We start from the raw sequence: 26,197 nt of genomic DNA, 5'->3' as shown, positions 1-26,197 counted from the left end.
GGCGGCGTTCAGGGCTTGCTTCCCTAGGGTTTGCCTCCAGTGGTATTGCGTAAAAACGGGCCGATTTTATCCAGCGGCAGCACCAGCTGCGCCGCATCGAGTTCGGCGGCCGCGCGCGGCATGCCGTACACGGCGCTGGTCGCCTGGTCCTGCGCGACCGTGGTCTTGCCGGCGCGGCGCATGGCCAGCAAGCCTTCGCCACCGTCGCGGCCCATGCCGGTCAGCAGGATGCCTACCGCATCCTCGCGCCAGTGTTGCGCCACGCAACGGAAGAATACGTCGACCGAGGGCCGGTAGGCATAATCTTTCGGCACAGCATCGTAACCTAGTTGGTGATTTTCATCCAGCACCAGATGGTCATTGCTTTTAGCTATCATCACCGTGCCGCCCATCAGGGCATCGCCGTCTTCGATCGGGCGCACCGGCATCGTCAGCTGGTCGCCCAGCCATTTGGCGAAGTGGTCGGCGAAGTTTTCATCGATATGCTGCACCACCACGATCGAGCATTCCGGCGGGGCTTGCCAGCCGGCCAGGATGCGCGCCACGGCCACCGGCCCGCCGGTGGAGGCGCCGATCGCCACCAGCGAGCGCACGCCCGGCGCCACCCGCTCGCCATTGCCGTTGGCCGGGCGCGGCTGCAGGCCGTGCATGCCGCCGCTGTGCCGGATCAGCTTTTCCATCGTACGCAGCTTGGCCAGCAACTGGGCCGCGCCCTGGTCGTGGCCGGGGATCAGGATCGGCGTGGCCGTCACGTCCAGCGCGCCGGCGCCGAGCGCGCGGAAGACCTGGTTGACACTGTCTTGCGGGCGGCCGGTGACCACCAGGATCGCGCACGGCGATTCGGCCATGATGCGCCGGGTGGCTTCCACGCCATCGAGTTCCGGCATGTTCAAGTCCATCAGCACCAGGTCGGGCCGGTTCTCGGCGCACATGCGCACCGCTTCCAGGCCGGTGCGGGCGATCCACAGCACCTGGTGCAGCTTGGTGCCGGCAATCACGCGGCGCAGCGCTTCCGCCGCCATCGCGACATCGTTGGCGATGCCGATCTTCATCGGAACGCATCCCCGATCAGGTCGGCCACCGCGTCCAGCAGGGTCTCGTCGTGGAAACTGCCTTTCGTGAGGTAGTAGTCGGCGCCGGCGGCCAGGCCGCGCGCCCGGTCTTCCGGGCGGTCCTTGTAGGACACGATCATCACGGGCAGTGTGTGCAAGTGCAGGTCCTTCTTGATCAGGTTGACGAGTTCGATGCCGTCCATGCGCGGCATGTCGACGTCGGTGATGACCAGGTCGTAGTCGCCGGAGCGGGCCGCGTTCCAGCCATCCATGCCGTCGACGGCGATGTCGACTTCGAAGCCGCGGCCGGTCAACAGCTTGCGCTCCATTTCGCGCACGGTCAGCGAATCGTCGACGACGAGGATGCGTTTCATTCTACGCCTTGCCGTGCTGCCTGCGCGCGCCAATTGATGCAGGCCGCCTTCGGCCAGCAATTTGTCGATCGACATCAGCAGGTCGGGAACATCCAGGATCAGTACCGGTTCGCCATCATTGAGCAGGGCCGCCGCGGCGATGTCGCGCAGCTTGCCGAACACCGGATCGATGCTGTGCACCGCCAGGCTATGCTCGCCGCGGATCGCGTCGACCACCAGCCCGTAACGGTGGGCGCCGCTGCCAAGCACGATCACGGGCAGCAGTTCCTGGTGCGTCATCTCGCCCAGGTCGAGCGCCTGCGCGGCCGAGACCAGTCCCACGTGCTCGCCCTCGTATTCAAAGAACTGCTTGCTCTCCAGCGTGTGGATATCCGTGCGCGGCACCTGCAGCACCCGCTCCACCTTCACGATCGGCAGCGCGTAGGCCTCGCCGCCCACGTCGACCACCAGCGAGCGCACGATCGACTGCGTCAGCGGCAGCGTGATGTGGGTGTGGAAGCCCCGGCCCGGCACCGAGTCCAGCCGCACCGTGCCGTTCTGCTCGCGGATCGTGTCGTGCACGATATCGAGGCCCACGCCGCGGCCGGAAATCTCCGTCACTTCGGTCTTCAGGCTGAACGCCGGCAGGAACAGGAACTGCATCAGTTCCGCGTGCGACATCGTGTCGGCCATGGCCTGCGTGGCCATGCGGCGCGCCACCACGGCGCTGCGGATGCGTTCCGGGTCGACGCCGCCGCCGTCGTCATGGATCTCGACGTTCAGCATGCCGGCCCGGTGGCGCGCCTCGAGCACGATGGTGCCGTGCGGCGGCTTGCCGGCGCGGGCCCGCGCGTCGGCGCTCTCGATGCCGTGGTCCACGGCATTGCGCAGCATGTGGTTCAGCGGGCTTTCGATGCGCGCCAGGATATCGCGGTCGACCAGCGTTTCCTCGCCGCGGATCTCCAGGCGGACATCCTTGCCGAGGCTGCGGGCCAGGTCGCGCACCATGCGCGGGAAGTGATGCACCCCATCGCGGAACGGGCGCATGCGCAGCGCCAGCACTTCGTCGACCATGCCTTGCGCCACGGTGAGCAGGCGCCTTTCATACTGCTCCATATCGCCCATGTGGCCCAGGATGAACTGCCGCAGCGGCTGGCCGCGGTGCAGCACCTGCGCCGCCTTCTCGCGCAGTACCGGGTCGCCGGTCCGGCCGATCGCTTCGTTCAGGTCGTCGAGCGCCGCGAACAGCGCTGCCTGGTGGCGCTTGTGGCGCTGCATCGCCTGGATCAGCGGCTGCATCTGGTGCGCGGCGATGCGCGCCTCGCCGGCCAGCGACAGCAGCCGGTCCGACTGCACCGCGGGCCTGGCGCCGCGCGGTACCGGCGTTTCGGCAGGAACGGCAGGAACGGCCGGAAGGGCCGGAAGGGCCGGTTCAGGCACGGGATCGGGCGCCGCTGCAAAATGTGCCGCGGGCGGCGGCGGCGCGGCAGGTGGAGGAGGCTGGGCGGGCGCAAGCGGTGCGGGACTGGCAACCGGCGCGGGCGCCGGCGCTGCGGATGGCACCGGCGCCACCGGCTCCGGCAGGAATGCGATGCCGCGGATCGCCTCCATGGTGCGCCGGATCGTGTCGCCCTGCGTGGCCAGCCAGCCCTGCAAGCCGCTTTCCTGCAGGTGCGAGCATTGCACGATCAGGTCCACGCCGGCCAGCAGCACGTCGACGCGGTTCGGGCTCAGTTTCAGCAGGCCGTGCTGGGCCGCGATGAACGCGTCCTCCATGCCGTGCGCCAGCTGCACGATCACGTCCAGCCCCACGATCGCGGCGGCGCCCTTGATCGAATGGGCCGCCCGCATCATCGCTTCCAGCGTGGCCGGCTCGGCATGGCGTTCCACCGACAGCAGGCAATCGGTCAGCGCCTGCGTCTGGCTCTCCGCCTCCATGCGGAACAGTTCCAGCATTGAAAACTGCGACAGGTCGCCGTCGGGCGTGCGCGGTCCGCTCATCGCAGGGCCCCCGCCAGCTGTGGCCCCAGCAGCGCCGCATCGAGCAGGCCGATGCGCAGCTCGCCCTCGGCGATCACGCCGGACAGGTAGCGCTGCACGCCCTTGTTGATGGTGGCCGCCGGCGCTTGCACGCGCTTGCCGGCATAGCGCACGATGCCGTGCAGGTCGGCCACCGGCAGCGCGTAGGCGCGCTCTTCCCACCGCACCAGCAGCAGCCGCGCGAAGGTGTGGCGTCCGGCGCGGGCACTGCCGCCATCGGCATCGATGCCGAGCAGGTCGGCCAGCGCGATGCACGGGTACAGCTGGCCGCCCACGTTGACGATGCCGCGCAAGCCGCGCCCATGGCGGTGCGGTACCCGGTGCGGCAGCACGTGGGGCGCAACGCGCAGCAGCATCGGCGTGGGCAGCGCCAGCCATTCGGCGCCGATGCGAAATGCCACCGCCGAGGCGTCGGCGGCTTCGCCGCTGGCCAGCGGCGCGCGGAAGTGTTCGGCCCACTCCTGCAGATAGGCATCATCGACCGCGACGTCCGTGCCGCGCTGGCGTTGTTCCGGTGTTTGCGTTGTATTCATGGTTTGCCGCTATTCATGGTTCGGCCTTTTCTCCGCTCTTGCCGGTCTTGCCGCCCTGGCCCGGGCCGCGCCGCCAGACGCGCGCCGCTCGCTGGCGCAAGGTATCCTGGGCCGCCGTGTCGCCGCGCTGACCCGCCAGCAGCGCCAGGTGGCACAGCGCGTCGTAGTGATCGGGCGCCAGGTAGATGCAGCGCCGCAGGTGCGCCTGCGCCTCGTCCGGTGCCGCATCCTCGGTAAGCAGGCCGAGCAGGAACCAGGCGCCGGCATTATCCGGCTCGCGCGCCGCCAGGGCGCGGCAAAGCGCCTCCGCTTCGCGGGGCCGGCCCAGGTCCGCCAGGCGCCGTGCTTCCTCCAGCGTGCCGGCCGGGGCGGGCGCAACCGGGGCTGGCGCTTCCGCGGGTGGCCGGGGCGCGGGGCGCGGCGCGGCACGCACCGGCGCCGCAGGAGCGGCGGGCGGCGGGCGCGGCACGGCGGCGCGGGGTGTTGCCCGCCGCTCGCGCGGCTGGACAGCCGGCTGCGGGCGCGTGCGCCGCTCGGCGGTCACTTCGTTGACCGGCAGCGGCAAGCCGGCGTAAGGGCCATCGTCCGGCGCGGCATCCTTGCGCAGCGCGAAGGCCTGGCGGTAGGGCAGCGGCGTGAAACCGTTCTGCACGAACGACGGCACCTCGGCATAACCGGCCAGCAGGATGCCGTCGTCGGCCAGCAGGGCGGCCAGCCGTGCGATCGCGGCGGCCGTGGTGGGGACATCGAAATAGATCAGCAGGTTGCGGCAGAAGATCACGTCGTAGCTGCGCGCCGGCGCCAGCTCGGTCGTCAGCAGGTTCCCCTGGCGGAAGCGCACGCGCCGCCGCAGGCCCGCGTCGATCCGGTACAGGTCGTCGCCTTCGTGGGTGAAGTGCCGGTCGCGAAAGGACACGTCCTTGCCGCGGAACGCATTGCGGCCATACAGGCCTTCCTGCGCGCGGGCGATGCACGCGGTGGACAGGTCGACGGCATCGATCGCGAACGCCTCGGGCGGCACGCCGGCATCGGCCAGCGCCATCGCCAGCGTGTAGGGTTCCTCGCCGCCGGCGCAGGGGATCGACAGCATGCGCACCAGGCGCCGCTCGCCGGCCGCCAGGCGCCGCTGGGTGTACGCCGCCGCCAGCACGAAGGCCTGCGGGTCGCGGAACAGCCACGATTCCGGCACCACCACCAGTTCCACCAGCGCCGCCAGTTCGGTATCGCCGATGCCGGCGTCGTACTGCTGGCGGTCGGCGATGCCGGTGGCGGCCATGCGGCCCAGCACCGCCCGCTCCACGGTCTCCTCGCTCAGGTTCAATCCCGTGGCCGCGCGCAGCCGCTGCAGCGTATTCATCGCGGCTCGCCCTGGAACAGCAGGGCGCGCAGCGCGTCGGGCAGCATGCGGTCCGGCTCCACCAGTTGCACGATGCCTTGCGCGTCGCCGGCCACGCGGTCGAGGAAGGGCGCGGCCAGCACGCCGGCCGGCGCCAGCGCGCCGTCGTCGACCTGCTGCACGCCCTGCACGCGTTCGGCCACCAGGCCCAGCGCGTGCGCCACGCCGTCCGGCCCGGTATAGTCGACCAGCACGATGCGCGTGTCGACGCGGCGCGCCGCGGCGGCATGGCCGGCCAGCGCGCTGAGATCGATGACCGGCACGCCGGCCCCGTGCAGGTTCATCAGCCCGGACACCACGGGCGGCGCGCCGGGCAGGGCCTTCAGCGCCATCAGCGGCAGCACGCGCCGGATCGCCGCCAGGGGCAGCCCGTAGCGGTCGGCGCCGATGTGGAAGACCAGTACCTTCATGCCTGGAATCAGACGTTGACCGCGAACGTGGCCACCGATGTCTGCAGGTCGCTGGCCGCGTACTGCAACTGGTGCACGGCTTCGCTGGTGGCCTTCAGCGACTCGACGGTCTGCTGGGTGGCATCGTTCAGCTGCATCATCGTTTCCGAGATCTGCTGCGCGCCCACGGCCTGCGCCTGCATGCCCTGCAGCACGGCGTCGAACTGGGGCGCCAGCTTGCGCACCTGGTCCATCATGCCGGACAGGTGGTCGGTCACGGCGCGTACCTCGCCCACGTTGCGGCGGATCTCTTCGGAGAACTTGTCCATGCCCATCACGCTGGCCGACACGGCGGACTGCATTTCCTTGAGCATCTGCTCGATGTCCCAGGTGGAGACCGACGTCTGGTCGGCCAGCCGGCGGATCTCGGTGGCCACCACTGCGAAGCCGCGGCCCGCCTCGCCGGCCTTCTCGGCCTCGATCGCGGCGTTCAGCGACAGGATGTTGGTCTGGTCCGCCACCTTCGTGATCGTCGTCAGCACGCTGTTGATGTTCGAGGCCTTTTCCGACAGCGCGGCCAGCTTGGCGTTGATCGAGTCGGTGGCCGAGACCATGTTCTGCATCGTCGCATCCATGCGGCGCAGGTTTTCCTGGGCCTCGGCGGTGGCCGTCGTCGTGTAGTCGGCCACGGCGGTGGCGTCTTCCATCGTCTTCAGCAGCTGCGACGTGTTCGATGAAATTTCCTTGGTGGTCGACAGCACCTCGACGCTGGTCTGCGCCTGCTCGACGCCGGTGGCTTCCTGCTGCTTGGCCGAGGCGGCGATCTCGGTGGCCGAGGTGGTGACCTGGATGCCGGCCTTCTGCACGTTGTTGAGCAGCAGGCGCAGGTTGTCGAACATGCGCGCCAGGCCATGGCCGAGCTGGCCGATGGCGTCGTTGCCGGTGACTTCCACCTTGCCGGTCAGGTCGCCGGATGCCGCGCGCGATACCACGGCCAGCAGCGAATCGACCTTGGCACGCAGCTCGTCGGTGGAAGCCCGTTCGCGCTGCTGGTTGTCCTGGATCGATTGCGCCATGCGGTTCAGTTCCTGGCCGACCTGGCCCAGTTCGTCACGCGTGACCACTTCGACGCGGGCGCCCTGGTCGCCGCCGGCGATGCGGCCCACCACGCTGGTCAGGTTGGTCAGCGGGCCCATGATGGCACGCGTCAGTATCCAGACGATCAGCATGCCCAGCAGGACCGAGGCCGCGCCGCCCGCCAGCAGCACGAGGTTCATGTCGCGCCGCAGTTCGGCGGCCGCCTCGGAGCGCTGCGCCAGCAATGCGTTCTCTTCCTTGCGCGCTTCGTCCAGCAGTGCGTGCACGCCCGCAACGGCCGGACTGGCTTGCTGGAACTGGGGCAGGCGGCCGATCGTGTCGGCGGCGCCCAGTGTGTTGCCCAGCTGCTGGCGCTGTGCTGTCTGCGGCTCGATCACATCGCGCACCCAGCCGAGCGTCAGGCTTTCCAGCCGGGCCGCGCGGCTCGCCTGCGTCGGGTTGTCCACCACCAGTTTCTGCAGCGTGGTGATGGTCGCGGGCAGATGCGTGACCCCTTCGCGCACCTTGGCCAGGCGCGCCGGCGTGCCCGTCAGGTAGTAGCCGCGCGCTTCGACCTGGACTTCCATCACCGCCAGGCTGACCCTGTCGATGGCGGTCACCACCTTCATGGTGTGCCGGTCCCATTCGTTGGCTTCGCGCAGTTCCGCGAAGTTGTTGTAGGCGATCGCCAGCAGGATCAGGATGATGGCGAGGATGGCGCCGAATCCGGCGTACAGCTTGTTCTTGATGCTCATGTTCTGGATCATCTCGGTCGCATCCGAAGAGTTCGTGTCGTGGGCAATGTATCACTTTCCGCGCGCGGCGGAAATGAAAAGGGCTGCCGTGCGGCAGCCCTTGTTTCCCAAAGGGACCTTTTTAGCGGTCGTGCTTACTGGCCGCGCTTATTGACCACGCTTGAGGCGGGCGTTCGCCGCGATGCGCATGCGCAGCGCGTTCAGCTTGATGAAGCCGCCGGCGTCGGCCTGGTTGTACGCGCCGCCATCCTCGTCGAACGTGGCGATGGTCTGGTCGAACAGCGAGTCGGTCTTCGAATCGCGGGCGACGACGATGACATTGCCCTTGTACAGCTTGACGCGTACCCAGCCGTTCACGGTCTGCTGCGTGTGGTCGATCAGCGTCTGCAGCGCCACGCGCTCCGGTGCCCACCAGTAGCCGTTGTAGATCAGCGAGGCATAGCGCGGCATCAGGTCGTCCTTCAGGTGCGCCACTTCGCGGTCCAGCGTGATCGATTCGATGGCGCGGTGCGCCTTCAGCATGATCGTGCCGCCCGGCGTTTCATAGCAGCCGCGCGACTTCATGCCCACGTAGCGGTTCTCGACCAGGTCGAGGCGGCCGATGCCGTGCTTGCCGCCCACGCGGTTCAGTTCCGTCAGCACCTCGGCGGCGCTCATGCGCTTGCCGTTCAGGGCCACGATGTCGCCCCGTTCGTATTCGATGTCGAGGTACTCGGCCTGGTCCGGTGCCGCTTCCGGCGACACGGTCCAGCGCCACATCGATTCCTCGGCTTCGGCGCTCGGGTTTTCAAGGTGGCGGCCTTCGAACGAGATGTGCAGCAGGTTGGCATCCATCGAGTAGGGCGCGCCGCCGTTCTTGTGCTTCATGTCGACGGCGATGCCGGCATCTTCCGCGTATTTCAGCAGCTTCTCGCGCGACAGCAGGTCCCATTCGCGCCATGGCGCGATCACCTTCACGCCCGGCTTGAGCGCATAGGCGCCCAGCTCGAAACGCACCTGGTCGTTACCCTTGCCGGTGGCGCCGTGCGAGATCGCGTCGGCGCTGGTTTCGTTGGCGATCTCGATCAGGCGCTTGGCGATCAGCGGACGGGCGATGGAGGTACCCAGCAGGTACTCGCCTTCGTACACGGTATTGGCGCGGAACATGGGGAACACGAAATCGCGCACGAATTCCTCGCGCACGTCGTCGATGTAGATGTTTTCCGGCTTGATGCCGAACTTGAGCGCCTTGGCGCGCGCCGGTTCCAGCTCCTCGCCCTGGCCCAGGTCGGCCGTGAAGGTGACGATTTCGCAGTGGTAGTTATCCTGCAGCCACTTCAGGATCACGGAGGTGTCCAGGCCGCCGGAATAGGCGAGGACTACTTTTTTAATGTCGCTCATTGCAGTTCCAATCTACATTCAAACAGGATCGTGGCAGACCGCTTCGATGTTGTGCCCGTCCGGGTCCAGCACGAAGGCGCCATAATAATTGGGGTGGTAGTGGGCGCGGATGCCCGGTGCGCCGTTGTCGCGCCCGCCGGCTTGCAGTGCCGCCGCGTGGAACGCGTCGACCTGTGCACGGCTGGTCACGCGCAGCGCGACATGGACCGTATTGCCGGCGGTCTTGCCCGGCGCTGCTTCGGAAATCCAGAAGTCGGGCTTCTGGGCTTCGCCGAAACCCGCCACGCGGACGGTACCCGTGATCTCCGGGCCCAGTTCCATCAGCATGGCGTAGCCGACCGGTGCCAGTGCCTTCTCGTAGAAGGCGCGGCTGGCGGGAAAATCGGTGACGATGATTCCGATGTGGTCGATCATGGCAGTCTTTCGCGGTGTCTTCGTGTGCTTTCTTACTGGCCGTCGAGGCGGCCCAGCAGCAGGTATTCGATCAGCGCCTTCTGGATGTGCAGGCGGTTTTCCGCCTCGTCCCACACCACCGATTGCGGGCCGTCGATGACCTCGGCCGCGACTTCCTCGCCGCGGTGCGCCGGCAGGCAGTGCATGAACAGCGCGTCCGGCGCGGCGCGTGCCATCTTGGCGCTGTCGACGATCCAGCCATCGAAGGCTTTCAGGCGCGCGGCGTTTTCTTCTTCGTAGCCCATGCTGGTCCACACGTCGGTGTTGACCAGGTGGGCGCCCTGGCACGCGTCCGACGGGTTGTCGAACAGCGTGAAGCGGTTGGTGGAGACCAGCGACATGTCCATGTCGTAGCCCTTCGGCGTGGACACGTTCACGTGGAAGCCGAAGATCTCGGCCGCCTGCAGCCAGGAATACAGCATGTTGTTGGCGTCGCCCACCCAGGCCACGGTCTTGCCGGCGATCGGGCCGCGGTGCTCGTAGTAGGTGAAGATGTCGGCAAACACCTGGCACGGGTGGTGCTCGTTGGTCAGGCCGTTGATCACCGGCACGCGCGAATTGGCGGCGAAGCGCTCGATGATGTCCTGGCCGAAGGTACGCACCATGATGATGTCGCACATGCGGGACATGACCTGGCCGGCGTCTTCCACCGGCTCGCCGCGGCCCAGCTGCGAATCGCGCGTGTTCAGGTAGATCGCGGCGCCGCCCAGCTGGTGCATGCCGGCCTCGAACGACAGGCGCGTGCGGGTGGAATTCTTTTCGAACACCATCACCAGCGTGCGGTCGATCAGCGGGTGGTAGATCTCGTAGTTCTTGAACTTGCGCTTGATGATGTGCGCGCGTTCAATCACGTATTCGTATTCTTCGAGGGTGAAGTCGGAAAACTGGAGATAATGCTTGATCGGTTTTGTAGACATATTCACAACGGATTGGGCGGCGCGATAATGCTGCACACTTGAATCGGCTCGCCGGATGGCCGGGCCTTCGCGGCAAGTTGGCAAATCATTATAAGGGGTTTTGCCAGTGACTAATAGCCACGACTAATAGGCCGCCGGCCCGGGCTCGCTGGCGGGGGCCGGCGCCACCAGCGGCAGTTCCACGGTAAACGCCGTGCCGGCACTGCTGCTGGTGACGCTGATCTGCCCGCCCAGCAGCCCGGTCACGATGTTGTAGCTGATCGACAACCCCAGGCCGCTGCCGCCCCGGCCCAGCTTGGTGGTGAAGAAGGGATCGAAGATGCGCGACAGGTGCTCCGGGGCGATGCCGCCGCCGTCGTCCTCGAACACGACGGTGACCTTGCCGTCCGCTCCGGTGCTGGCCGTCAGCCGCATGGTGCCGCCGGCGCGGCCGTCGAACGCATGCAGCAGCGCGTTGTTGATGAAGTTCGTGATCACCTGGCCGAACGGGCCTGGGTAGCTGTCCAGCTCGATCCCTTCCGGTACCTCGAAGCCGATCCGGTGGTTCGACGAGCGGATGCGGTTCATCATCGTGGCCACGATTTCGTGGGTGACCTGGTGCAGCTTGAAGCGGCGGCGCTGTTCGGTGGTGCGGTCCACCGCCACCTGCTTGAAACTGGCGACGAGGTCGGCGGCGCTGTGCAGGCCGCGCATCACCAGCTCGGTGGCCTTGCGCGCATCGTCGATGTAGGCGGCCAGTTCGGAACGGCGCAGCCCCGGCCCGTTCAGCGCATTGTCCAGGTCCTGGGTCTTCTGTTCCAGCGTGCTGGCGATCAGCAGGCTGTTGCCGATCGGCGTATTCAGTTCGTGCGCCACGCCGGCCATCAGCGCGCCCAATGCCGCCAGCTTTTCCTGCGCGGCCAGCTGCGACTGCGCTTCCTGCAGCTGGCGGTAGGCCTGCGCATTGTCGAGCGCAATGGCGCCGTAGGCGCACAGCGTACGGAAGATCAGCCGCTCCCGTTCGCCGTAAGCGGCGCGCTGGCGTGCCTGCACGGTCATCGCCCCCAGCACGCGCTCGCCCAGCAGCAGCGGCGCGAACAGCGCGCTGGCGCAGTGCGCGCACCCGTCCACGGCCGGCGCATGCCGCGCCAGGTCGTCCACCGCGATCTCGTGCCGCTCGCGCACGCAGCGCAGGCTCCACGCGGTGCCGTCATCGGGCGCGATGGTAAACGCTGCCAGCGGCGCGCCCGCTTCGCTGCCGAACGCCAGTGCCAGCGAGCCGCCATGTGGCGCCTGCAGCACGATGGCGAAGGCATAGGCGGGCAGCAGCGCATGCACGTAGCGGTTCAGCACCTCGTAGATGGCCTCGGCTTCCAGGTGCATGGTGATTTCCTGGCCGATCGCGGACAGGCGCTGCAGGATGGCGCTGGTCTGCTGCTGGAGCTCGGCGCGCTCCGCCTCGGACACCGCCAGCGCGCGGTGGTGCCGTTCCTCGGCGCGTGCTTTCTCGGTCTGCCGGTGCAGCTGCATGGCGATCGCGCGCCGCGTGGCATCCTGGCTGTGGGTTGTTTCGCGCGCCGCGCTGGCCGCGCGCGCCGTCATGTAGGCCTCGCAGTAGTCGCCCACGCGGGCATACTGTTCGGCCAGGGCGTCGTACAGGTCGCCGGGCACGATATAGCCTTCGATCGTGGCGGCCACCTGGAGGGCCTGGCGCAGGTAATGCAGCGCGGGGCTGGCTTCGCGCATGTCGGCCGGGCCGGGCAGCGCATGTGTGCCGTGGATCAGCGCCAGCACGCGCAGCCCGGCCACCTGGTTATAGACGTTGTGGTGGCCGGCGGCCAGCCCGATCGCTTCCTGCGCCAGCACCAGCGCGTCGGCCGGCCGGTCGAGGAAGCACAGCGCATGGGCGCAGCCGCGCCGCGCCACCATGCGGAAGTCGGCCTGGTCCAGCGCATCGGCGCGCAGCGACAGTTGCTCGAACGCCGCCAGCGCGCCCTGGTAGTCGCGCTGCGCCAGGCACAGGTCGCCCGTGTACTGCAGCGCGATCGCATACAGGCGGCTGTTCGCATACGGTTGCAGCAGGTCCAGCGCCTCGCGCAGCAGTTCGCCGGCGGCATCCACGCGGCCCAGCCGGCGCAGCGTGTCGCCGGTGTGCAGCAGCGCCGCCGCGGTGCTGCGCGGCCAGCCTTTCGGCCGCGCCATGTCCAGCGCGCGCTGCATCCATTCGAGCGCCGCGTGGTGGTCGTTCAGGTTGGAGAATTTTTCGCCGATGTTGGTGGCGGCGATGATGGCCGTGCGCACCTGGCCCGTCGCCAGCGCCGCCTCGTAGGTGCGCAGGTAGTGCCGCGCGGCGGCGCCGAAATCGCTGGACTGGCTGGCCGCCATGCCGAGGAAGTCGTGGATCCAGCAGTCCAGTGCCACCGGCCGCGCCGGGTCGGGCGCGAAATGCTCGCCCCAGCGCTCGCGCGCCGTTTCCAGGTCGCGCAGCACGGCCCAGCGGGCACTGGCCGCCTCCGCGATCGCCGCCCGCTCGGTACTGCCCGCGCCATGCGCGGCCGCGGCGCAGCGTTCCAGTTCACGGTCCCGGCAGGCATGGTCGCCGCGGTCCACGGCGATCCAGGCGCACAGCCAGTGCGCATCGGCGCAGCCGGCCATGTCGCCGATGGCGCCGAACGCGTCGCGCGCCGCATCGGCCAGCGATTGCGCCCGATCCAGTTCGCCCATCAGCCAGCGCACTTCGGCGCGCAGCAGTTGCAGCCGGGCGGCGTGCGTGCCGCGCATGGTGGGCGGCAGCGCCGGCAGCAGGGCTTGCGCTTCGTCGGCCAGCGCTTCGGCGCGGCCCGTGTCGCGCTGGCGCAGGTGCCAGGCCAGCGGCACCAGCACCGGCAGGCGCGCCACGCCGGACAGCCCGGGCAAGGCCAGCTCCCACTGCGCAATCGCGTCGTCGCCGGCGAACAGGTCCATGGTCAGTAGAGTGTCTGCGCCGATTCGTGGAGCAGTTGCCCGTACAGCTCGTGCCGCATCTTGGCGATCTTGCCGGCCCGCACCGCATCCAGCACGCCGCACTGCGGTTCGATCAGGTGCCGGCAGTTGTAGAACTTGCAGCCGCCCAGGTAAGGCTGGAAGTCGCGGAAGGCCCGCTCCAGCATCCCTTCGGAAAGGTGGTACAGGCCGAATTCCTGGAAGCCGGGGGAATCGATCACCGTCGCATGGCTGTCCAGGTGGTACAGGCGCGTGAACGTGGTGGTGTGCTTGCCGGTATCGAGCGCCGCCGAGATTTCGCGGGTGGCGATGTCGGCGCCCGGCACCAGCAGGTTGATCAGGGAAGACTTGCCCATGCCGGACTGGCCGATCAGGATCGTCGACTGGTTGCCCAGCAGCGGCGCCAGTTCGTCGATGGTTTCCTGCGGCCAGCCCTTGGCCGAGACCTCGTGGACCGGATAGCCCATGGCGGTGTACATCTCGAGCCGGGCGCGGGTGCGTTCCAGGTTTTCCGTGACATCCACCTTGTTCAGGATCAGCCGCGCGGCGATGCCGGCCGCTTCCGACGCGACCAGGGCGCGCGACACCAGGTCGTCGGTGTAGCCCGGTTCGGTGGCGACCACGATGAACAGCTGCGTCACGTTGGCCGCCAGCAGCTTCGACTTGTACTGGTCGGAGCGGTACAGCAGCGTCTTGCGCTCCTGGATCCTGTCGATGACGGCCTGGTCGGGGGAGGTGAGCGTGAGGTCGACGATGTCGCCCACCGCCACGTTGGTCTTCTTGCCGCGCGTGACGCATTGCAGCCGCGTGCCTTCCGATTCGGCCAGGTAGTGGCGGCCATGCGCCGCGATGACGATGCCGGTGCGCTGTGCCTTCTTCATGGGCCGGCCACCTGTACCAGCAGGTCCGCCTTGGCGGCGCAGATGAAATCGTTCAGGGAAAGTCCTTTCACGGAATGGGTATCGAAGCGCACCACGCAATTCTTGTAGCCCACCACCAGTTCCGGGTGATGGTCTTCGCAGTGGGCGATGTAGGCGATGGCATTCACGAACGCCATCGTCTGGTAGTAATCCTTGAAGCCGTAGGCCCGCGTCAGGCGGCCGGCATCGATGGCCCAGCCGTCGAGCAGGGACAGCAGGCGTGCCGCCTCGGCCCCGTCCAGCTGGTCGGTGGCGTGGGCGCAGCGCAGCGTGCGCAACTGGTCGGCGTGCGTGATCATGCGGCGGCCGAATTCAGGTGCTGGATGCGCACCGATGCCGGCGGGTGCGAATCGTAGAAGGCCGAATGCAGCGGGTCCGGCGTCAGGGTCGATGCGTTGTCTTCATACATCTTGACCAGTGCCGACACGAGGTCGCGCGCATCGGTGTGCTGCGCGGCGAACGCATCGGCCTCGAACTCGTGCTTGCGCGAGCTGAGCGAAGCCAGGGGGCCGAACAGGAAGGTAAACACCGGCAAGGCCAGCATGAACAGGATCAGGGCCAGCGCATCGTTACCCTGGCCGGGAGCGATCAGCGGCGACACGCCCAGGCCCGTGTAGAACCATACCTGGTTCTTCAGCCATCCCAGCAGCGCCAGGAACGCCAGCGACAGCGCGAACATCAGCCCGATGCGCTTGACGATGTGCTTCAGCTTGAAGTGGCCCAGTTCATGGGCCAGCACCGCCTCGATTTCCTGCGGCGCCAGGCGCGCCAGCAGCGTATCGAAGAACACGATGCGCTTGGCCGCGCCGAAGCCGGAAAAGTAGGCGTTGCCGTGCGCGCTGCGCTTCGAGCCATCCATCACGAACAGGCCCTTGGAGGCGAAGCCCACGCGCCGCATCAGCCCTTCGATGCGCGCCTTGAGCGTCTCGTCGGCCAGCGGCGTGAACTTGTTGAACAGCGGCGCGATCACCGTGGGGAACAGCACCATCATCAGCAGCTGGAAACCGCTCCAGACCAGCCAGGTGTACAGCCACCACAGGTCGCCGGCGCTGGCCATCAGTTCGAGCACGATCCACGCCAGCGGCAGGCCGAGCACGGCGGCCAGTCCCAGGCCCTTGAGCATGTCCGCCAGGAACAGGCCGGGCGTCATCTTGTTGAAGCCGAAGCGTTCCTCGAGGCGGAACTGGCGGTACCAGTCGATCGGCACGTCGATCAGCCCGGAGATCGCGGCAAACGCCACCAGCAGGCCGATCTGGTAAGCCATGCCGCCGCCGGTCAGGCCGAACACCTGCACCGACAGCCATTGCAGGCCGCCCAGCAGGGTGAACCCCACCAGCACGGCGGCATTGATGAACATGGTCACGATGCCGAACTTGGTGCGCGCCACCGTGTAGTCGGCCGCTTTCTGGTGCGCGGCGAGCGGAATCGTGGCGGCGAATTCGGCGGGCACGGCGCCGCGATTGGCCAGCACGTGCCGCAGCTGGCGCGACGCCAGCCAGAAGCGGACGGCCAGCGTGAGCACCAAAAAGGCGACAAACAACATTGAAAACGCGTGTGAATACATTCTGTGCCTGTGAGAAAATGGCGGTTTAGTCTGGCCAAGAGAGAATTATGTCACAAGCGAACGATACTTCCGTTACCACTCCGGTCGCCCCCCAGCAGCAGCGTCCCAACGAGATGAACCTGGTCTGGGTCGACATGGAAATGACGGGCCTGGAGCCCGATACCGACCGCATCATCGAAGTGGCGATGGTGGTCACCGACATGCACCTGAACGTGCTGGCCGAAGGCCCCGTGCTGGCGATCCACCAGTCCGACGCCACGCTCGATGCCATGGATTCCTGGAACAAGGGCACGCATGGCCGCTCCGGGCTGATCGACCGCGTCAAGGCTTCCACGATCTCGGAAGAACAGGCCGAGGCGGAATTCATCGCCTTCATGAAGCAGTGGGTGCCGAACGGCAAATCGCCGATGTGCGGCAACACCATCGGCCAGGACCGCCGCTTCATGGTGCGCTACATGCCGAAGCTGGAAGCCTTCTTCCATTACCGGAACGTGGACGTGTCGACCCTGAAGGAACTGTGCCGCCGCTGGAAGCCGGAAGTGGTGTCCGGCTTCAAGAAAGCGCAAAAGCATACCGCGCTGGCCGACATCCTGGAGTCGATCGAGGAATTGAAGTACTACCGCGAGCACTTCATTAAGCTGTGATGCGTAAGCTGTGATGCGTAAGCTGTGATGCGTAAGCTGTAATGCGCAAGCTGTAGTGCGCAAGTTGCAGGGCGCCGGCCGTGAAGGCGGAGCGGCGCGTTCCCGGCCCACCGCACCGGATGCCGGATCACCGCCGTGGTGGCGCGCGACGATTGCCGTGCGCCACGTTGCGTTGAGTCAGCTCAAGCATGCCGGCGAACGGCCGGAGTGCCCGCCAGCGCGGCACTACCATGTCCTGATGACCACGACATGGAGCTGCGATGAACCGTCCGTTCCGCTATCGCCTGATCGATGCGCTGCGCGGCACTGCCGCGCTGGACCTGCTGGACGATTTGCGCGAGCAGCAATACTGGCCGGCCAGCCGGCTGCAGGCCGGTGCCGAAGCGCGCCGCGCCGAATACTTCGCCGCGCTGCGCCGCGACATTCCCCTGTTCCGCGACGTCGGGCACTTCGATGACTTGCCGGTCATCGACAAGCGCTTCATCAACACCCACCACGAAGCCTTGCGCAACCGGCAATACCGGGGCCGCGTACTGCGCAAGAAAACCAGTGGCTCCACCGGCGAGCCGACGGTCTACTACACCGGCACGCCATCGCAGTCCTACCTGTGGGCCGGTCTGTTCCTCGCCTGGGAAACGGCGGGGTTCCGGCTGGGCGAGAAGGTGGTGTACCTGGCCGGTTCCGCGCTGTTCCGCCAGGGCTGGCAACTGAGCGCGTTCTACCGGTTGATGCGGGTGGAGATCATGTCGGCCTTCGACATGTCCAGCGAACGCATGGACGACTACGCGCTGGCGTTGCGGCAGCGCGGATACCGTTTGCTGTATGGCTATTCCTCGGCGATCCACCGGCTGGCGATCCACGTGCTGCAACGAAGGGGCGGGGCGCGCACGTCGCTGCGCGGCATCGTCTGCACGGCCGAAACGCTGACCGAAAGGATGCGGAACGACATCGAACGGGCGTTCGGCGTGCCGTGCTTCGGCCAGTATGGCTGCAACGATGCCGGCGTTTCGGCGTTCGAGTGCGAAGCGCGGCAGGGTTACCACCTGATTTCGCCGCGCTGCCACGCCGAAGTGCTGGGCGACGGGCGCCTGGTGTCCACCGACCTGTCCAACCAGGCCATGTACCTGCCGCGGCACGACACCGGCGACCTGGTCCGCATGTCCGGCCGGGCATGCCGTTGCGGCCGCGGTTTTCCACTGATCGAGGAAGTGCTGGGGCGGCAGTACGATTTCCTGGTCGACGCGGCCGGCAATCCGATGCACTACCAGTTCTTCATGTTCCTGCTGCGCGAGGATCGCCGCGTCCATTCCTTCCAGGTCGTGTACGACGACGAGACGCTGGTGCTGAACCTGCACACGGTTCCCCTGAGCGGGGCCGAGCAGGCGGCGATGGCCAGGCCTTACCGGGACCGCATCGCCGCGTCGCTGGTGTTCGGCGACATCCGCTGCGTGTTCAACCAGCCGTATATCGTGCAGGCCAACGGCAAGCACCGCTTCCTGCTGCGCCGCAGTGCCAGCGCCATGACGGGTTGACCACGCACCGGGTTGACCACGCACCGGGATTGACCACGCACCGGGATTGACCACGCAACAGGTTGATCACGCACCGGATTGACCGCACGCTACCGCGGCGCAATCGCCGCGCGCGGGCAGTACCGACCGGGCGTTCGCTGTTGTCAGGCGTCCGGCGTGGCGCCGCAGCACTTCTTGTATTTCTTGCCGCTGCCGCAAGGGCAGTCGTCGTTGCGGCCCACCTTCGGGTCTTCGCGCTTGACGGTGGTCACCGGCGCCTTGCGGCGCGGGATCCAGAACTTGTGGATCGCCGGCAGGTTCGCCTCGATCTCCAGCGCCAGCTTGTGCGCCTTCAGCGGATCTTCCACCTCGGGCAATTCCTCTTCCTCGATCTCGTCGGCGCCCAGCAGGTAAATCGGGCGCATCAGGTCACCGATCTCGGAATCCCAGATCTCGTCCCACGAACCGGGGCGCAGCTCCATGCCTTCCCAGAAGCCCCAGCACCACGCTTCGGCATTCATCAGCGGCTTGCCGTCTTCCTCGTATTCGACGAACAGGGGCTCGAATTCCTTCGGCGCCACCTCGAACGTGATCGTCACTTCGTTATAGAAGCGCATGATCAGGTTGAAGATGCGGTCCGCTTCCTTCTCGTTCTTGTATTTCGGCGCCTGCTTGCCGTCGTCGCCCCAGATACGCGGGATCCACTCGGACGGCATGATCGTTTCCGGGCCGATCGCGATGGCGGTCATGTAGCCGTGCAGGTGGTCGAGCGTCATCGCATCTTCCGGAGTGCGCTCGCCCAGCAGGAACTGGTCCAGGTCGTCGAGTTCTTTTTCGGAGAGGGGCTGGTCGAGTTGCATGGTGGTTTCTTTCAAAGGTAATCCGACAGTATACGCTGGTCGCCGCGCCGTGGCGAGGCGCGCCACCGTACAATGGCGGCATGACCACCGCACCCACACATCCATTTGCCGCCCTGGGGCCCGACTGCGTGCTCGATGCATTGGCCGCCGTCGGCCTGTACGGCGACGGCCGCCTGCTGGCGCTGAACAGCTACGAAAACCGGGTTTACCAGGTCGGCATCGAGGATGGCAAGCCCGTCGTCGTCAAATTCTATCGGCCTGGGCGCTGGAGCGACGCCGCGATCCTCGAGGAGCATGCTTTCCTGGCCGAGCTGCACGGGCAGGAAATTCCCGTGGTGCCGCCGCTGGCGATCGATGGCCGCACGCTGCACGGCTTCGGCGGCTTCCGCTTCGCCGTCTTCGAGCGGCATGGGGGCAGGGCGCCCGAGCTGTCCGATCCCGGCGTGCTGGAATGGACCGGCCGCTTCATTGGCCGTATCCATGCCGTGGGCGCGGTACGGCCGTTCGCCGAGCGGCCGGCGCTGGATATCGACACGTTCGGCATCGCCTCGCGCGATTTCCTGCTGGCCAACGATTTCCTGCCCGCGGAACTTGTGGACGCTTACCGCAGCGTCGCCGCCCAGGCGCTGGACGGCATCCATCGCTGTTACGAGCGGGCCGGCAGCGTACCGCAGCTGCGCCTGCACGGCGATTGCCATGGCGGCAACGTGCTGTGGACGGACGCCGGGCCGCACTTCGTCGATTTCGACGATGCCCGCATGGGGCCGGCGGTGCAGGACCTGTGGATGATGCTGTCCGGCGAGCGGCCGGAAATGGTGCGGCAATTGTCCGATATCCTGGCCGGCTACGAGGATTTCGCCGAGTTCGACCCGCGCCAGCTGTACCTGGTCGAAGCCCTGCGCACGCTGCGGCTGATGCATTACGCCGCCTGGCTGGCGCGCCGCTGGGACGACCCGGCATTTCCCGCGGCATTCCCCTGGTTCAACACGCAACGCTACTGGCAAGACCGGATCCTGGAATTGCGCGAGCAGGTGGCGCTGATGGACGAACCGCCGCTGTGGCCGGTCTGAGCCGCGGCAAGCGGCGAATTGGCGGGGAAAACCCGCTCTGATCCAGCCCTGGCCGTGGCTGAACGGCCGGGATAATGACAGCTCGGAAATCCCGTAACCCTCGAGCGAGACTGTCATGCAAGCACAATTGGCCCACACCCTGCACGTCGCCTACTCCGCCGATGACGCCGACCACGACCACGATCACGATCACGATCACGACCTGGCCGAACCGGCCGAAACGGCTGGCGCGGTCAAGCCGGACCGTGCAGACGCGGAAATGCGCGCCATCCAGCAGGCGATCGCGCGGGTGGAAGCGGAAGCCAAGGCCGCGTGCGCCGCGGAGAGCCGGGCCCATGCCGAGGCCCGAGCCCGCTCACTGGCCGAGGACCGGGCCGCGATGGATACCGCCGCGGCCGCCGTCGCGCTGCAGAATGCCCAGGCTGCCGAGGATGTGATCGCCGCCAACCGCGAGCGGCTGGAAAGCCTGCGTGCCGCGGCCCAGGCCAGCGTGGCCAAGCTGGAAGCCGTCAAGCAGGAAACAGCCGAACTGCGTGCCCGCGTGGAAGCGGACAACCAGATCCGCCAGGCCGCCGAGGTGCGCGCCCGTGCCGAAGAGGAATCGCGCCGCCGCGCCGCCGAGCAGATGGAGGCGGAGGCGCACCTGGCCGAACAGGCCAACCTGGCCGCCGAGGAATTGCAAAAACACACGCAGCACGCGCGCCTGCAAGCCGCCGAGCGGGTCGCCGCCGTGCAGGCCGCGAAAGAAGAAGTGATCGGCATCGCCACCGCCGATGCGCGCATGGCCACGCTGGCACGTGAACGCGAGCGCCACGCGTTCTCCGCCCGCCAGACCGCGCAGCAGCTGGCCGAGGCGGAAGCCGAGGCGCTGGACGCGACCCGCCAGCGCGAGCGTGCCGATCACGTGGCGCTTGAATCGGCGTTCGCCCGCGCCGCGGCCGAAGTCCATGCCGCAGAAGAGGCCCGGGCCCTGGCCCACCTGGAACAGGAACGCGAAGCGATCGCGCTGGCGAAGGCCGAGTCGGACCGCAGCGCCGCCATGTCGCTGCACCTGCGCCTGCAGACCGAAAAGGAAATCCGCGACGCCGCCCAGCACCGCGAGCGCCTGGAAGCGATGGCCGCCACCACGGCGCAAGCCCGCCGCGATGCCGATGCCCGCATCATCGCCGCCACCGAAGCGCGCATCGCTGCCGACCGCGAACTGCATGCCGTGGCGCTGGGCCGCGCGGAAGCGGAACAGCAGGCCGAATTCGATGCGCGCGGCAAGCTCGAGGCCGAGCGCCACGCCACGGACCAGGCAAGGCTGCGCCAGCAGGCCGAACAGGACGCCGCCGAGGCCGCCCGCGCCGAAGCGGAAGAGCAGGCGCGTGCCGCCCGGCTCGCCGAGGAGCGCGCCGAACTGTCGCGCGCCGCCGCCGCGCTGGCGCAGGCAAGGAACGATGCCGAAAGCGCCGAGGTGGCCACGCTGGCCGAGCACGCGGCCGCGCTGGATGCCGCCAACGAACTGGCGCGCCAGAAGGCCGATGACGCGGCCCGCCTGCTGGCGGCGGAGCAGGCCCGCGCCGCTGCCGAGCAGGAAGCGATTGCCGCGCTGAAGGCGCGGCTGGTCGAGGAAGAGCGCGCCACTGCCGCCGCCGAGGCACGCGCCGCGGCCGAACGCGAGCAGGCCGAAGCCGCCGCCCGCCATGCCGCCGCGGAAGCGCGCCGCGCCGAGGCGGCCCGCGAAGAGGCGGCCGCGCTGGCGATGATGGCCGAACAGTGCGAAGTGGAAGTGCAGCAGAAGGAAGAAGCGGCCCGCGCCGCCGCGGCGCAAGCCCGCCTCGGCGCCGAGCTGTCCGAGGTGCACCGCGAGCGGGCCCGTACCGAACTGGCCAAGGCGGCCGCCGTGCAGGCGCAGATCGAGGCGGAACGGGCATTCATCGCCCGCGAGGAAGCCGCGCTGGCGCTGCTGGAGCAGCAGACGGCGCAACAGCGCGCCGCCGCCGCGGCCGAGGAAGAAACCGCGCGTGCGATCGAAAACCGGATGGGTTCGGAAATCGCGATCGCCGCCACCGCCCGGGAACGCGCCGATGCCGAGCTGGCCGCCGCGGCCATGCTGCGCGAACGGGAAATGCTGGAATCGGCCGCCGTGGCCGCCGCCCGCGACAAGGCGGCACACCAGCAATCGCTGCTGGAAGCGGCCCGGGCCCACGCCGCGATGCAGCGCAAGGCCGCCGACACGACCGCCGCGCTGGCCGCCGCGAAACAGGCGCTGCTGGAACAGGAAACCGCCCGCTACGAAGCCGCCCAGCGCTCGCTGAACGCCGTGCAGCGCAAGCTGCAAGCCTGAAACAGGGGCGCGAAAGCAGAGTGAAAAACAGGGTCGGACCTGAAGACAGGGTCGGACCCTGTTTTCCGGGCAACATGCGTCTGAAAACAGGACGGACCCTGTTTTCAAGGAAACGTGGCAATGGTCGAGTGCACGACGGTTCCAGGAACAGCCTGTCCGGTTCGTGCCTTCCCCAGCCGGCACCATTATTCCCTGGAAAACAGGGTCTGTCCCTAATGCCGCTAAGTTAAGCGTTACCCGATACGTTGGAAGCGCATGCATTCTCCCCAACAGCGAAGGGCTGGGGTCAGACCCGCCGGGTCTGACCCCGGAATTTGCACTTGGGGTGGACTTATCTAAGCGGCATTAGGGTCTGTCCCTGCTTGTTGGCCCTGTTGGTTGACTTCCTTACTGCACCTGCACCTTCTCGATAAAGTATTCGGTATTGCCGAAGCAGCTGGTCGGCACGCCCTTGTGCTGGGCATAGCTCAGCGTCACGCGCTTGCCCATCGCCGCGGACAGCTGGGCGGCCACGGCATCGTCGCGCACGCTGAAGTGGAATTTTTCCGGGATCGCGCCCGGCATCGAGGTCAGCAGCATCTCGCCTTCCCACGTCTTGCAGAACCAGCCCACCTTCGAGAATTTCTGCAGGAAGCCGTTGCGCTCGCCCTCGGAGTACGAGAAATTGAGCGTGGCCATGGCCCAGCCCCAGAACAGCAGGGCTGCCACGACAAGGATGCCGATGAGGATCAGAAGGGGAGAGCGTCGGGTGCGTTGGATCATGGTGGGCTGGTCAAGGTTGAAATGCTGCGATCTTACTGCATGCGCATCTGTTTACGGTACTTCACCGACGAGTACAGCGACACCACGATGAAGGCGACGCCGGACAACCCGGTGAACCACTCCGGCACGTGGTACCGCACGCTGGCCAGCATGATCACCGCCAGGATGCCGATCGCGTAGTGGGCGCCATGCTCCAGGTAGATGAATTCGTCCAGCGTGCCCTTGTGCACCAGGTAGACGGTCAGCGACCGCACGTACATCGCCCCGATCGCCAGCCCCAGCATGATGATGACGACGTCGCTGGTGATCGCGAAGGCGCCGATCACGCCATCGAAGCTGAACGAGGCATCCAGTACTTCCAGGTACAGGAAGCCGCCGATGCTGCCGCGCTGCACCACCTTGGCCAGATCGCCGTTGCCTTCGCCTTCATGCTCTTTCTCTTCCAGCAGACCCGACAGCCAGCTGACGCCCAGGTAGATGGCGATGCCCGTGATGCCCGCGTACAGCACGGCGAAGCGGTGGGTTTCCTCGACCAGCTCGACACAGACCAGGATCGCCAGCAGCGCCAGCAGTACCGACAGGCTGCCCGTGCCGATCTTCACCGCCGCTTTCTCGATCCAGTCCAGCCAGTGCACTTCCTTTTCCTCGTCGAAGATGAAGTTCAGGAAAACCAGCAGCAGGAACGCGCCGCCGAACGCCGCCACTTCGGCATGCACGCTCATCAGGTGGCGCGAGTACTCGGCCGGCTCGGTGGTGGCCATGGTCCAGACCTGGACCAGGTCCAGCCCGGTGGCCACGGCCACGATGGCCAGTGGAAAGACCAGCCGCATGCCGAACACGGCGATCAGGATGCCGACCGTGAGGAACAGCTTTTGCCAGAACGCGTTCCAGTCCTTCAGCACGGAGGCGTTGACCACCGCGTTATCGAACGACAGGGAAACTTCCATGATGCCGAGCACGCCGGTGATCCACAGCGCCGTGAACAGGCCGGCCATGCCGCGCTGGCTGTAGCCCCACCAGCCGGCCAATATCATTAATGCCACGGTGACGATGATTGAAATCCTGAAATGCTTCATGCCCCATCCTTCATCAAGAGTTATTAGTTATGAAGAAACTGCGTGAACCAGAACTGCGTGAACGAAAACTGCGTGGAAGAAAACAGCGCGGAAGAAAGCAGCGGAAATAAACCAGCATGCCGGGCGATTCTACTTGAGCCGCTTCCTTCGGGGAGCCAGCTTCTGCGATAATGAAGAATTGCCAAAAAGGAATTCGAAAGTTACTCATGGATATCGCCTATCTCGTTACACCGCTGCTCACCTGGATTACCGTTGGTCCCATCAAATTCCTGATCAACAGTATCCGCGCCCGCAAATGGGCGTTCAATCTGGTGGGTAACGGTGGTTTCCCCAGCAATCACAGTGCCGTGGTGTCCAGCATGGCCACGCTGATCGCGCTGCGCGAGGGGATCGGCCATCCGGCATTCGGCGTGGCGGTCACGCTGTGCTTCATCGTGATCATCGATGCCAACAGCCTGCGCCAGCACGTGGGCCGGCAAGCCGCCGCGATCAACCGGCTGGCAGACGGCCGCCCGGATCACAAGTGGCTGCGCGAACGGATGGGCCACACGGTGGTGGAGATCTGCGGCGGCCTGGCAACCGGCATCGCCATCGGGCACCTGGTACACGCCCTGTTCGGCCGGGGCTGACCGGGCAGGCGGATTCGGCAGGCGTCCTGCCCGTCCCGCCTCATGTCCGATTCCGTGGTCATCCTGAAGCCTGCATCTTCCAATCCCTGCCGGTCCGGACATGGCCAATCACCGGGTGAAATGACGTGGCGGACAATGCCGGACGTCCGCCGCAATATCGTCCAGCTTCCCGGTCGTCCGGCCGTCCGGCAAGGTCTCTGCAGTCTGTCCATGCTTTTCAGCAGTCCAGCCACATTTTCCCGCAGTCTGGCCCCGGGTGAATTGACACTGCCTGCCGCACTGGACATACTCGGCGCTCCCGGTCATACAAAAAACATAACGCAGTCCATCAGCTGTACTTAATAAGCTCAGCAGTCCAAAACTCTCGGAGATCTTCATGTTGCGAAATACCTTGATCGCTCTCGCCGTCGCCACGAGCCTCGTCGCCTGCGGAAAACCACCCGGTGCCGATGGGGCCGCGAAAGGGGAGGAAAAGAAGACAGCCAGGCTGCTGGTCGCACCGGAAGATCTGCTGACCGTGCACAGCAACGCGCTGGCTTCCGGCCCCGTGATTACCGGCTCGATCCAGCCGGAACGCCGCGCCGACCTGCGCGCCGAAGTGTCGGCCATCGTGCTCCAGGTCCTCAAGGAAAATGGCGAACCCGTGAAGAAGGGCGACCTGCTGGTCAGGCTGGACGATACGTCGATCCGCGACAGCCTGTCGTCCAGCGAAGAGGGCGTTCGCAACGCCAAGCAGGTGGTCGACCAGGCCCAGCGCATGCTGGAGCGTAACAAGACGCTGCGGGCCTCCGGCATGACGTCGCTGCAGGCGCTGGAAGATGCCGAGGTGCGCCTGAATACCGCGCAAAGCGAACTGGCCGCTGCCAAAGCGCGGGCCGTGCAGGCCCGCCAGCAGCTGGACCGCACGCTGGTGCGCGCGCCGTTCGATGGCATCGTCAGCGAGCGCAAGGTGTCGAGCGGCGATACCGCGCAGATCGGCAAGGAACTGATCAAGGTGATCGACCCGAACAGCATGCGCTTCGAAGGCCTGGTGTCGGCCGACAAGATCGGCGTCGTCAAGGTGGGCCAGCCGGTGCTGTTCCGTGTCAATGGCTATCCGGGCCAGAATTTCCAGGGCAAGATCCGGCGCGTGGATCCCGCTGCAAACGCTGTCACGCGCCAGGTCGAGGTGCTGGTCGACTTCGCCGGCGCGTCGCAGCCGCGCGTGGCCGGCCTGTATGCGGAGGGCCGCGTCGAGAGTGAAACGTCGGATACGCTGATGGTGCCGGAATCGGCAATGGTGCAGGCCGGCGACGACCGCTACGTGTGGCGGGTGAAGGACAACAAGCTGGCCAAGGTGATCCTGGCGATCGGCTCGCGCGACGAGCGCACCGGGCAGTGGCAAGTCACCAAGGGCCTGGCGGCCGGCGACACGGTGCTGCGCGCACCCGGCTCGACCGTGCAGGATGGCCAGCCGGTGCAGCTGACCGCGCCGAAGAACGTCGCCTCCGCCAGCGGCAATGCCGCCAACAAAGGCAACTGAGCCT

The 26,197-nt window shown here is 67.0% G+C and carries 22 protein-coding genes; 6 read left to right on the top strand and 16 right to left on the bottom strand.

Features of this window, described 5'->3' with window-relative positions:
• Window positions 1-23: 23 nt before the first annotated feature.
• The 13 genes from cheB to EYF70_RS20325 form a co-directional block, all read right to left on the bottom strand.
• Window positions 24-1,052 carry a chemotaxis-specific protein-glutamate methyltransferase CheB gene (cheB, locus tag EYF70_RS20385; protein WP_131147053.1) on the bottom strand — a complete coding sequence of 343 codons (1,029 nt, stop codon included), beginning with the start codon at window positions 1,050-1,052 and terminating at the stop codon, window positions 24-26.
• Window positions 1,049-3,406, bottom strand: a complete 2,358-nt coding sequence (locus EYF70_RS20380) for a hybrid sensor histidine kinase/response regulator (protein ID WP_131147052.1) — start codon at window positions 3,404-3,406, stop codon at window positions 1,049-1,051. The genes cheB and EYF70_RS20380 overlap by 4 nt, the downstream gene beginning before the upstream one ends.
• Window positions 3,403-3,978: a chemotaxis protein CheW gene (locus tag EYF70_RS20375; RefSeq protein ID WP_131147051.1), complete on the bottom strand. Its 576-nt coding sequence runs from the start codon at window positions 3,976-3,978 to the stop codon at window positions 3,403-3,405. Before EYF70_RS20375 ends, EYF70_RS20380 begins: the two co-directional genes overlap by 4 nt.
• A gap of 13 nt (window positions 3,979-3,991) precedes the next feature.
• A complete protein-coding gene (locus EYF70_RS20370; protein ID WP_131147050.1) occupies window positions 3,992-5,335 on the bottom strand; it encodes a CheR family methyltransferase in 1,344 nt (447 codons plus the stop codon).
• Window positions 5,332-5,784, bottom strand: coding sequence for a chemotaxis protein CheW (locus EYF70_RS20365; RefSeq protein ID WP_131147049.1), 453 nt, complete (start codon window positions 5,782-5,784; stop codon window positions 5,332-5,334). The genes EYF70_RS20370 and EYF70_RS20365 overlap by 4 nt, the downstream gene beginning before the upstream one ends.
• Before the next feature lie 8 nt (window positions 5,785-5,792).
• Window positions 5,793-7,595, bottom strand: coding sequence for a HAMP domain-containing methyl-accepting chemotaxis protein (locus tag EYF70_RS20360; protein WP_307722061.1), 1,803 nt, complete (start codon window positions 7,593-7,595; stop codon window positions 5,793-5,795).
• Window positions 7,596-7,742: 147 nt separating this feature from the next.
• Window positions 7,743-8,975, bottom strand: coding sequence for an argininosuccinate synthase (locus EYF70_RS20355; RefSeq protein ID WP_131147047.1), 1,233 nt, complete (start codon window positions 8,973-8,975; stop codon window positions 7,743-7,745).
• An 18-nt stretch (window positions 8,976-8,993) separates the two neighbouring features.
• Complete coding sequence (locus tag EYF70_RS20350; protein ID WP_131147046.1) at window positions 8,994-9,389, bottom strand: VOC family protein; 396 nt, start codon at window positions 9,387-9,389, stop codon at window positions 8,994-8,996.
• Between the two features lie 32 nt (window positions 9,390-9,421).
• Window positions 9,422-10,345, bottom strand: coding sequence for an ornithine carbamoyltransferase (gene argF, locus EYF70_RS20345; RefSeq protein WP_131147045.1), 924 nt, complete (start codon window positions 10,343-10,345; stop codon window positions 9,422-9,424).
• A gap of 123 nt (window positions 10,346-10,468) precedes the next feature.
• On the bottom strand, window positions 10,469-13,288 hold the full coding sequence (locus EYF70_RS20340; RefSeq protein WP_131147044.1) for an ATP-binding protein: 2,820 nt from the start codon (window positions 13,286-13,288) through the stop codon (window positions 10,469-10,471).
• 2 nt (window positions 13,289-13,290) lie between these two features.
• Entirely contained in the window at window positions 13,291-14,187 is an 897-nt protein-coding gene (rsgA, locus tag EYF70_RS20335; protein ID WP_131147043.1) for a ribosome small subunit-dependent GTPase A, read from the bottom strand.
• The gene (locus tag EYF70_RS20330) at window positions 14,184-14,525 is read right to left on the bottom strand and encodes a 4a-hydroxytetrahydrobiopterin dehydratase (protein ID WP_131147042.1); all 342 of its coding nucleotides are present in this window, start codon (window positions 14,523-14,525) and stop codon (window positions 14,184-14,186) included. Before EYF70_RS20330 ends, rsgA begins: the two co-directional genes overlap by 4 nt.
• Window positions 14,522-15,790, bottom strand: a complete 1,269-nt coding sequence (locus EYF70_RS20325) for a M48 family metallopeptidase (RefSeq protein ID WP_131147041.1) — start codon at window positions 15,788-15,790, stop codon at window positions 14,522-14,524. Before EYF70_RS20325 ends, EYF70_RS20330 begins: the two co-directional genes overlap by 4 nt.
• Window positions 15,791-15,837: 47 nt before the next feature.
• Here EYF70_RS20325 and orn point away from each other — a divergent pair, with 47 nt between their 5' ends.
• Together orn and EYF70_RS20315 are read left to right on the top strand one after the other, a co-directional pair.
• Entirely contained in the window at window positions 15,838-16,434 is a 597-nt protein-coding gene (orn, locus tag EYF70_RS20320) for an oligoribonuclease (protein WP_131147040.1), read from the top strand.
• Between the two features lie 260 nt (window positions 16,435-16,694).
• The gene (locus EYF70_RS20315; protein ID WP_131147039.1) at window positions 16,695-17,966 is read left to right on the top strand and encodes a phenylacetate--CoA ligase family protein; all 1,272 of its coding nucleotides are present in this window, start codon (window positions 16,695-16,697) and stop codon (window positions 17,964-17,966) included.
• A gap of 143 nt (window positions 17,967-18,109) precedes the next feature.
• Here EYF70_RS20315 and EYF70_RS20310 read toward each other — a convergent pair whose 3' ends face one another.
• Window positions 18,110-18,805 carry a UPF0149 family protein gene (locus EYF70_RS20310; protein WP_131147038.1) on the bottom strand — a complete coding sequence of 232 codons (696 nt, stop codon included), beginning with the start codon at window positions 18,803-18,805 and terminating at the stop codon, window positions 18,110-18,112.
• Window positions 18,806-18,885: 80 nt separating this feature from the next.
• Between EYF70_RS20310 and EYF70_RS20305 the strand changes: the two genes are divergently transcribed.
• Both EYF70_RS20305 and EYF70_RS20300 read left to right on the top strand, forming a co-directional pair.
• Window positions 18,886-19,875, top strand: a complete 990-nt coding sequence (locus EYF70_RS20305; protein WP_131147037.1) for a serine/threonine protein kinase — start codon at window positions 18,886-18,888, stop codon at window positions 19,873-19,875.
• Window positions 19,876-19,990: 115 nt separating this feature from the next.
• Window positions 19,991-22,204 carry a coiled-coil domain-containing protein gene (locus EYF70_RS20300; protein WP_131147036.1) on the top strand — a complete coding sequence of 738 codons (2,214 nt, stop codon included), beginning with the start codon at window positions 19,991-19,993 and terminating at the stop codon, window positions 22,202-22,204.
• 387 nt (window positions 22,205-22,591) lie between these two features.
• On the opposite strand, the gene EYF70_RS20295 is transcribed toward EYF70_RS20300, so the two are convergent.
• Window positions 22,592-22,966, bottom strand: coding sequence for a DUF8785 domain-containing protein (locus EYF70_RS20295; protein WP_131147035.1), 375 nt, complete (start codon window positions 22,964-22,966; stop codon window positions 22,592-22,594).
• Window positions 22,967-22,998: 32 nt separating this feature from the next.
• Window positions 22,999-24,042, bottom strand: a complete 1,044-nt coding sequence (locus EYF70_RS20290; RefSeq protein ID WP_131147034.1) for a DUF475 domain-containing protein — start codon at window positions 24,040-24,042, stop codon at window positions 22,999-23,001.
• 206 nt (window positions 24,043-24,248) lie between these two features.
• Between EYF70_RS20290 and EYF70_RS20285 the strand changes: the two genes are divergently transcribed.
• Together EYF70_RS20285 and EYF70_RS20280 are read left to right on the top strand one after the other, a co-directional pair.
• Window positions 24,249-24,671, top strand: coding sequence for a divergent PAP2 family protein (locus EYF70_RS20285; RefSeq protein ID WP_131147033.1), 423 nt, complete (start codon window positions 24,249-24,251; stop codon window positions 24,669-24,671).
• Between the two features lie 376 nt (window positions 24,672-25,047).
• A complete protein-coding gene (locus EYF70_RS20280) occupies window positions 25,048-26,193 on the top strand; it encodes an efflux RND transporter periplasmic adaptor subunit (RefSeq protein ID WP_131147032.1) in 1,146 nt (381 codons plus the stop codon).
• The last annotated feature ends 4 nt before the right edge of the window (window positions 26,194-26,197 follow it).

Source organism: Pseudoduganella albidiflava (assembly GCF_004322755.1).
GTDB classification, from domain to species: domain Bacteria; phylum Pseudomonadota; class Gammaproteobacteria; order Burkholderiales; family Burkholderiaceae_D; genus Rugamonas; species Rugamonas albidiflava.
The sequence above is the reverse complement of the archived record's forward strand: the minus strand, read 5'-3'. Positions and strand labels throughout refer to the sequence as shown.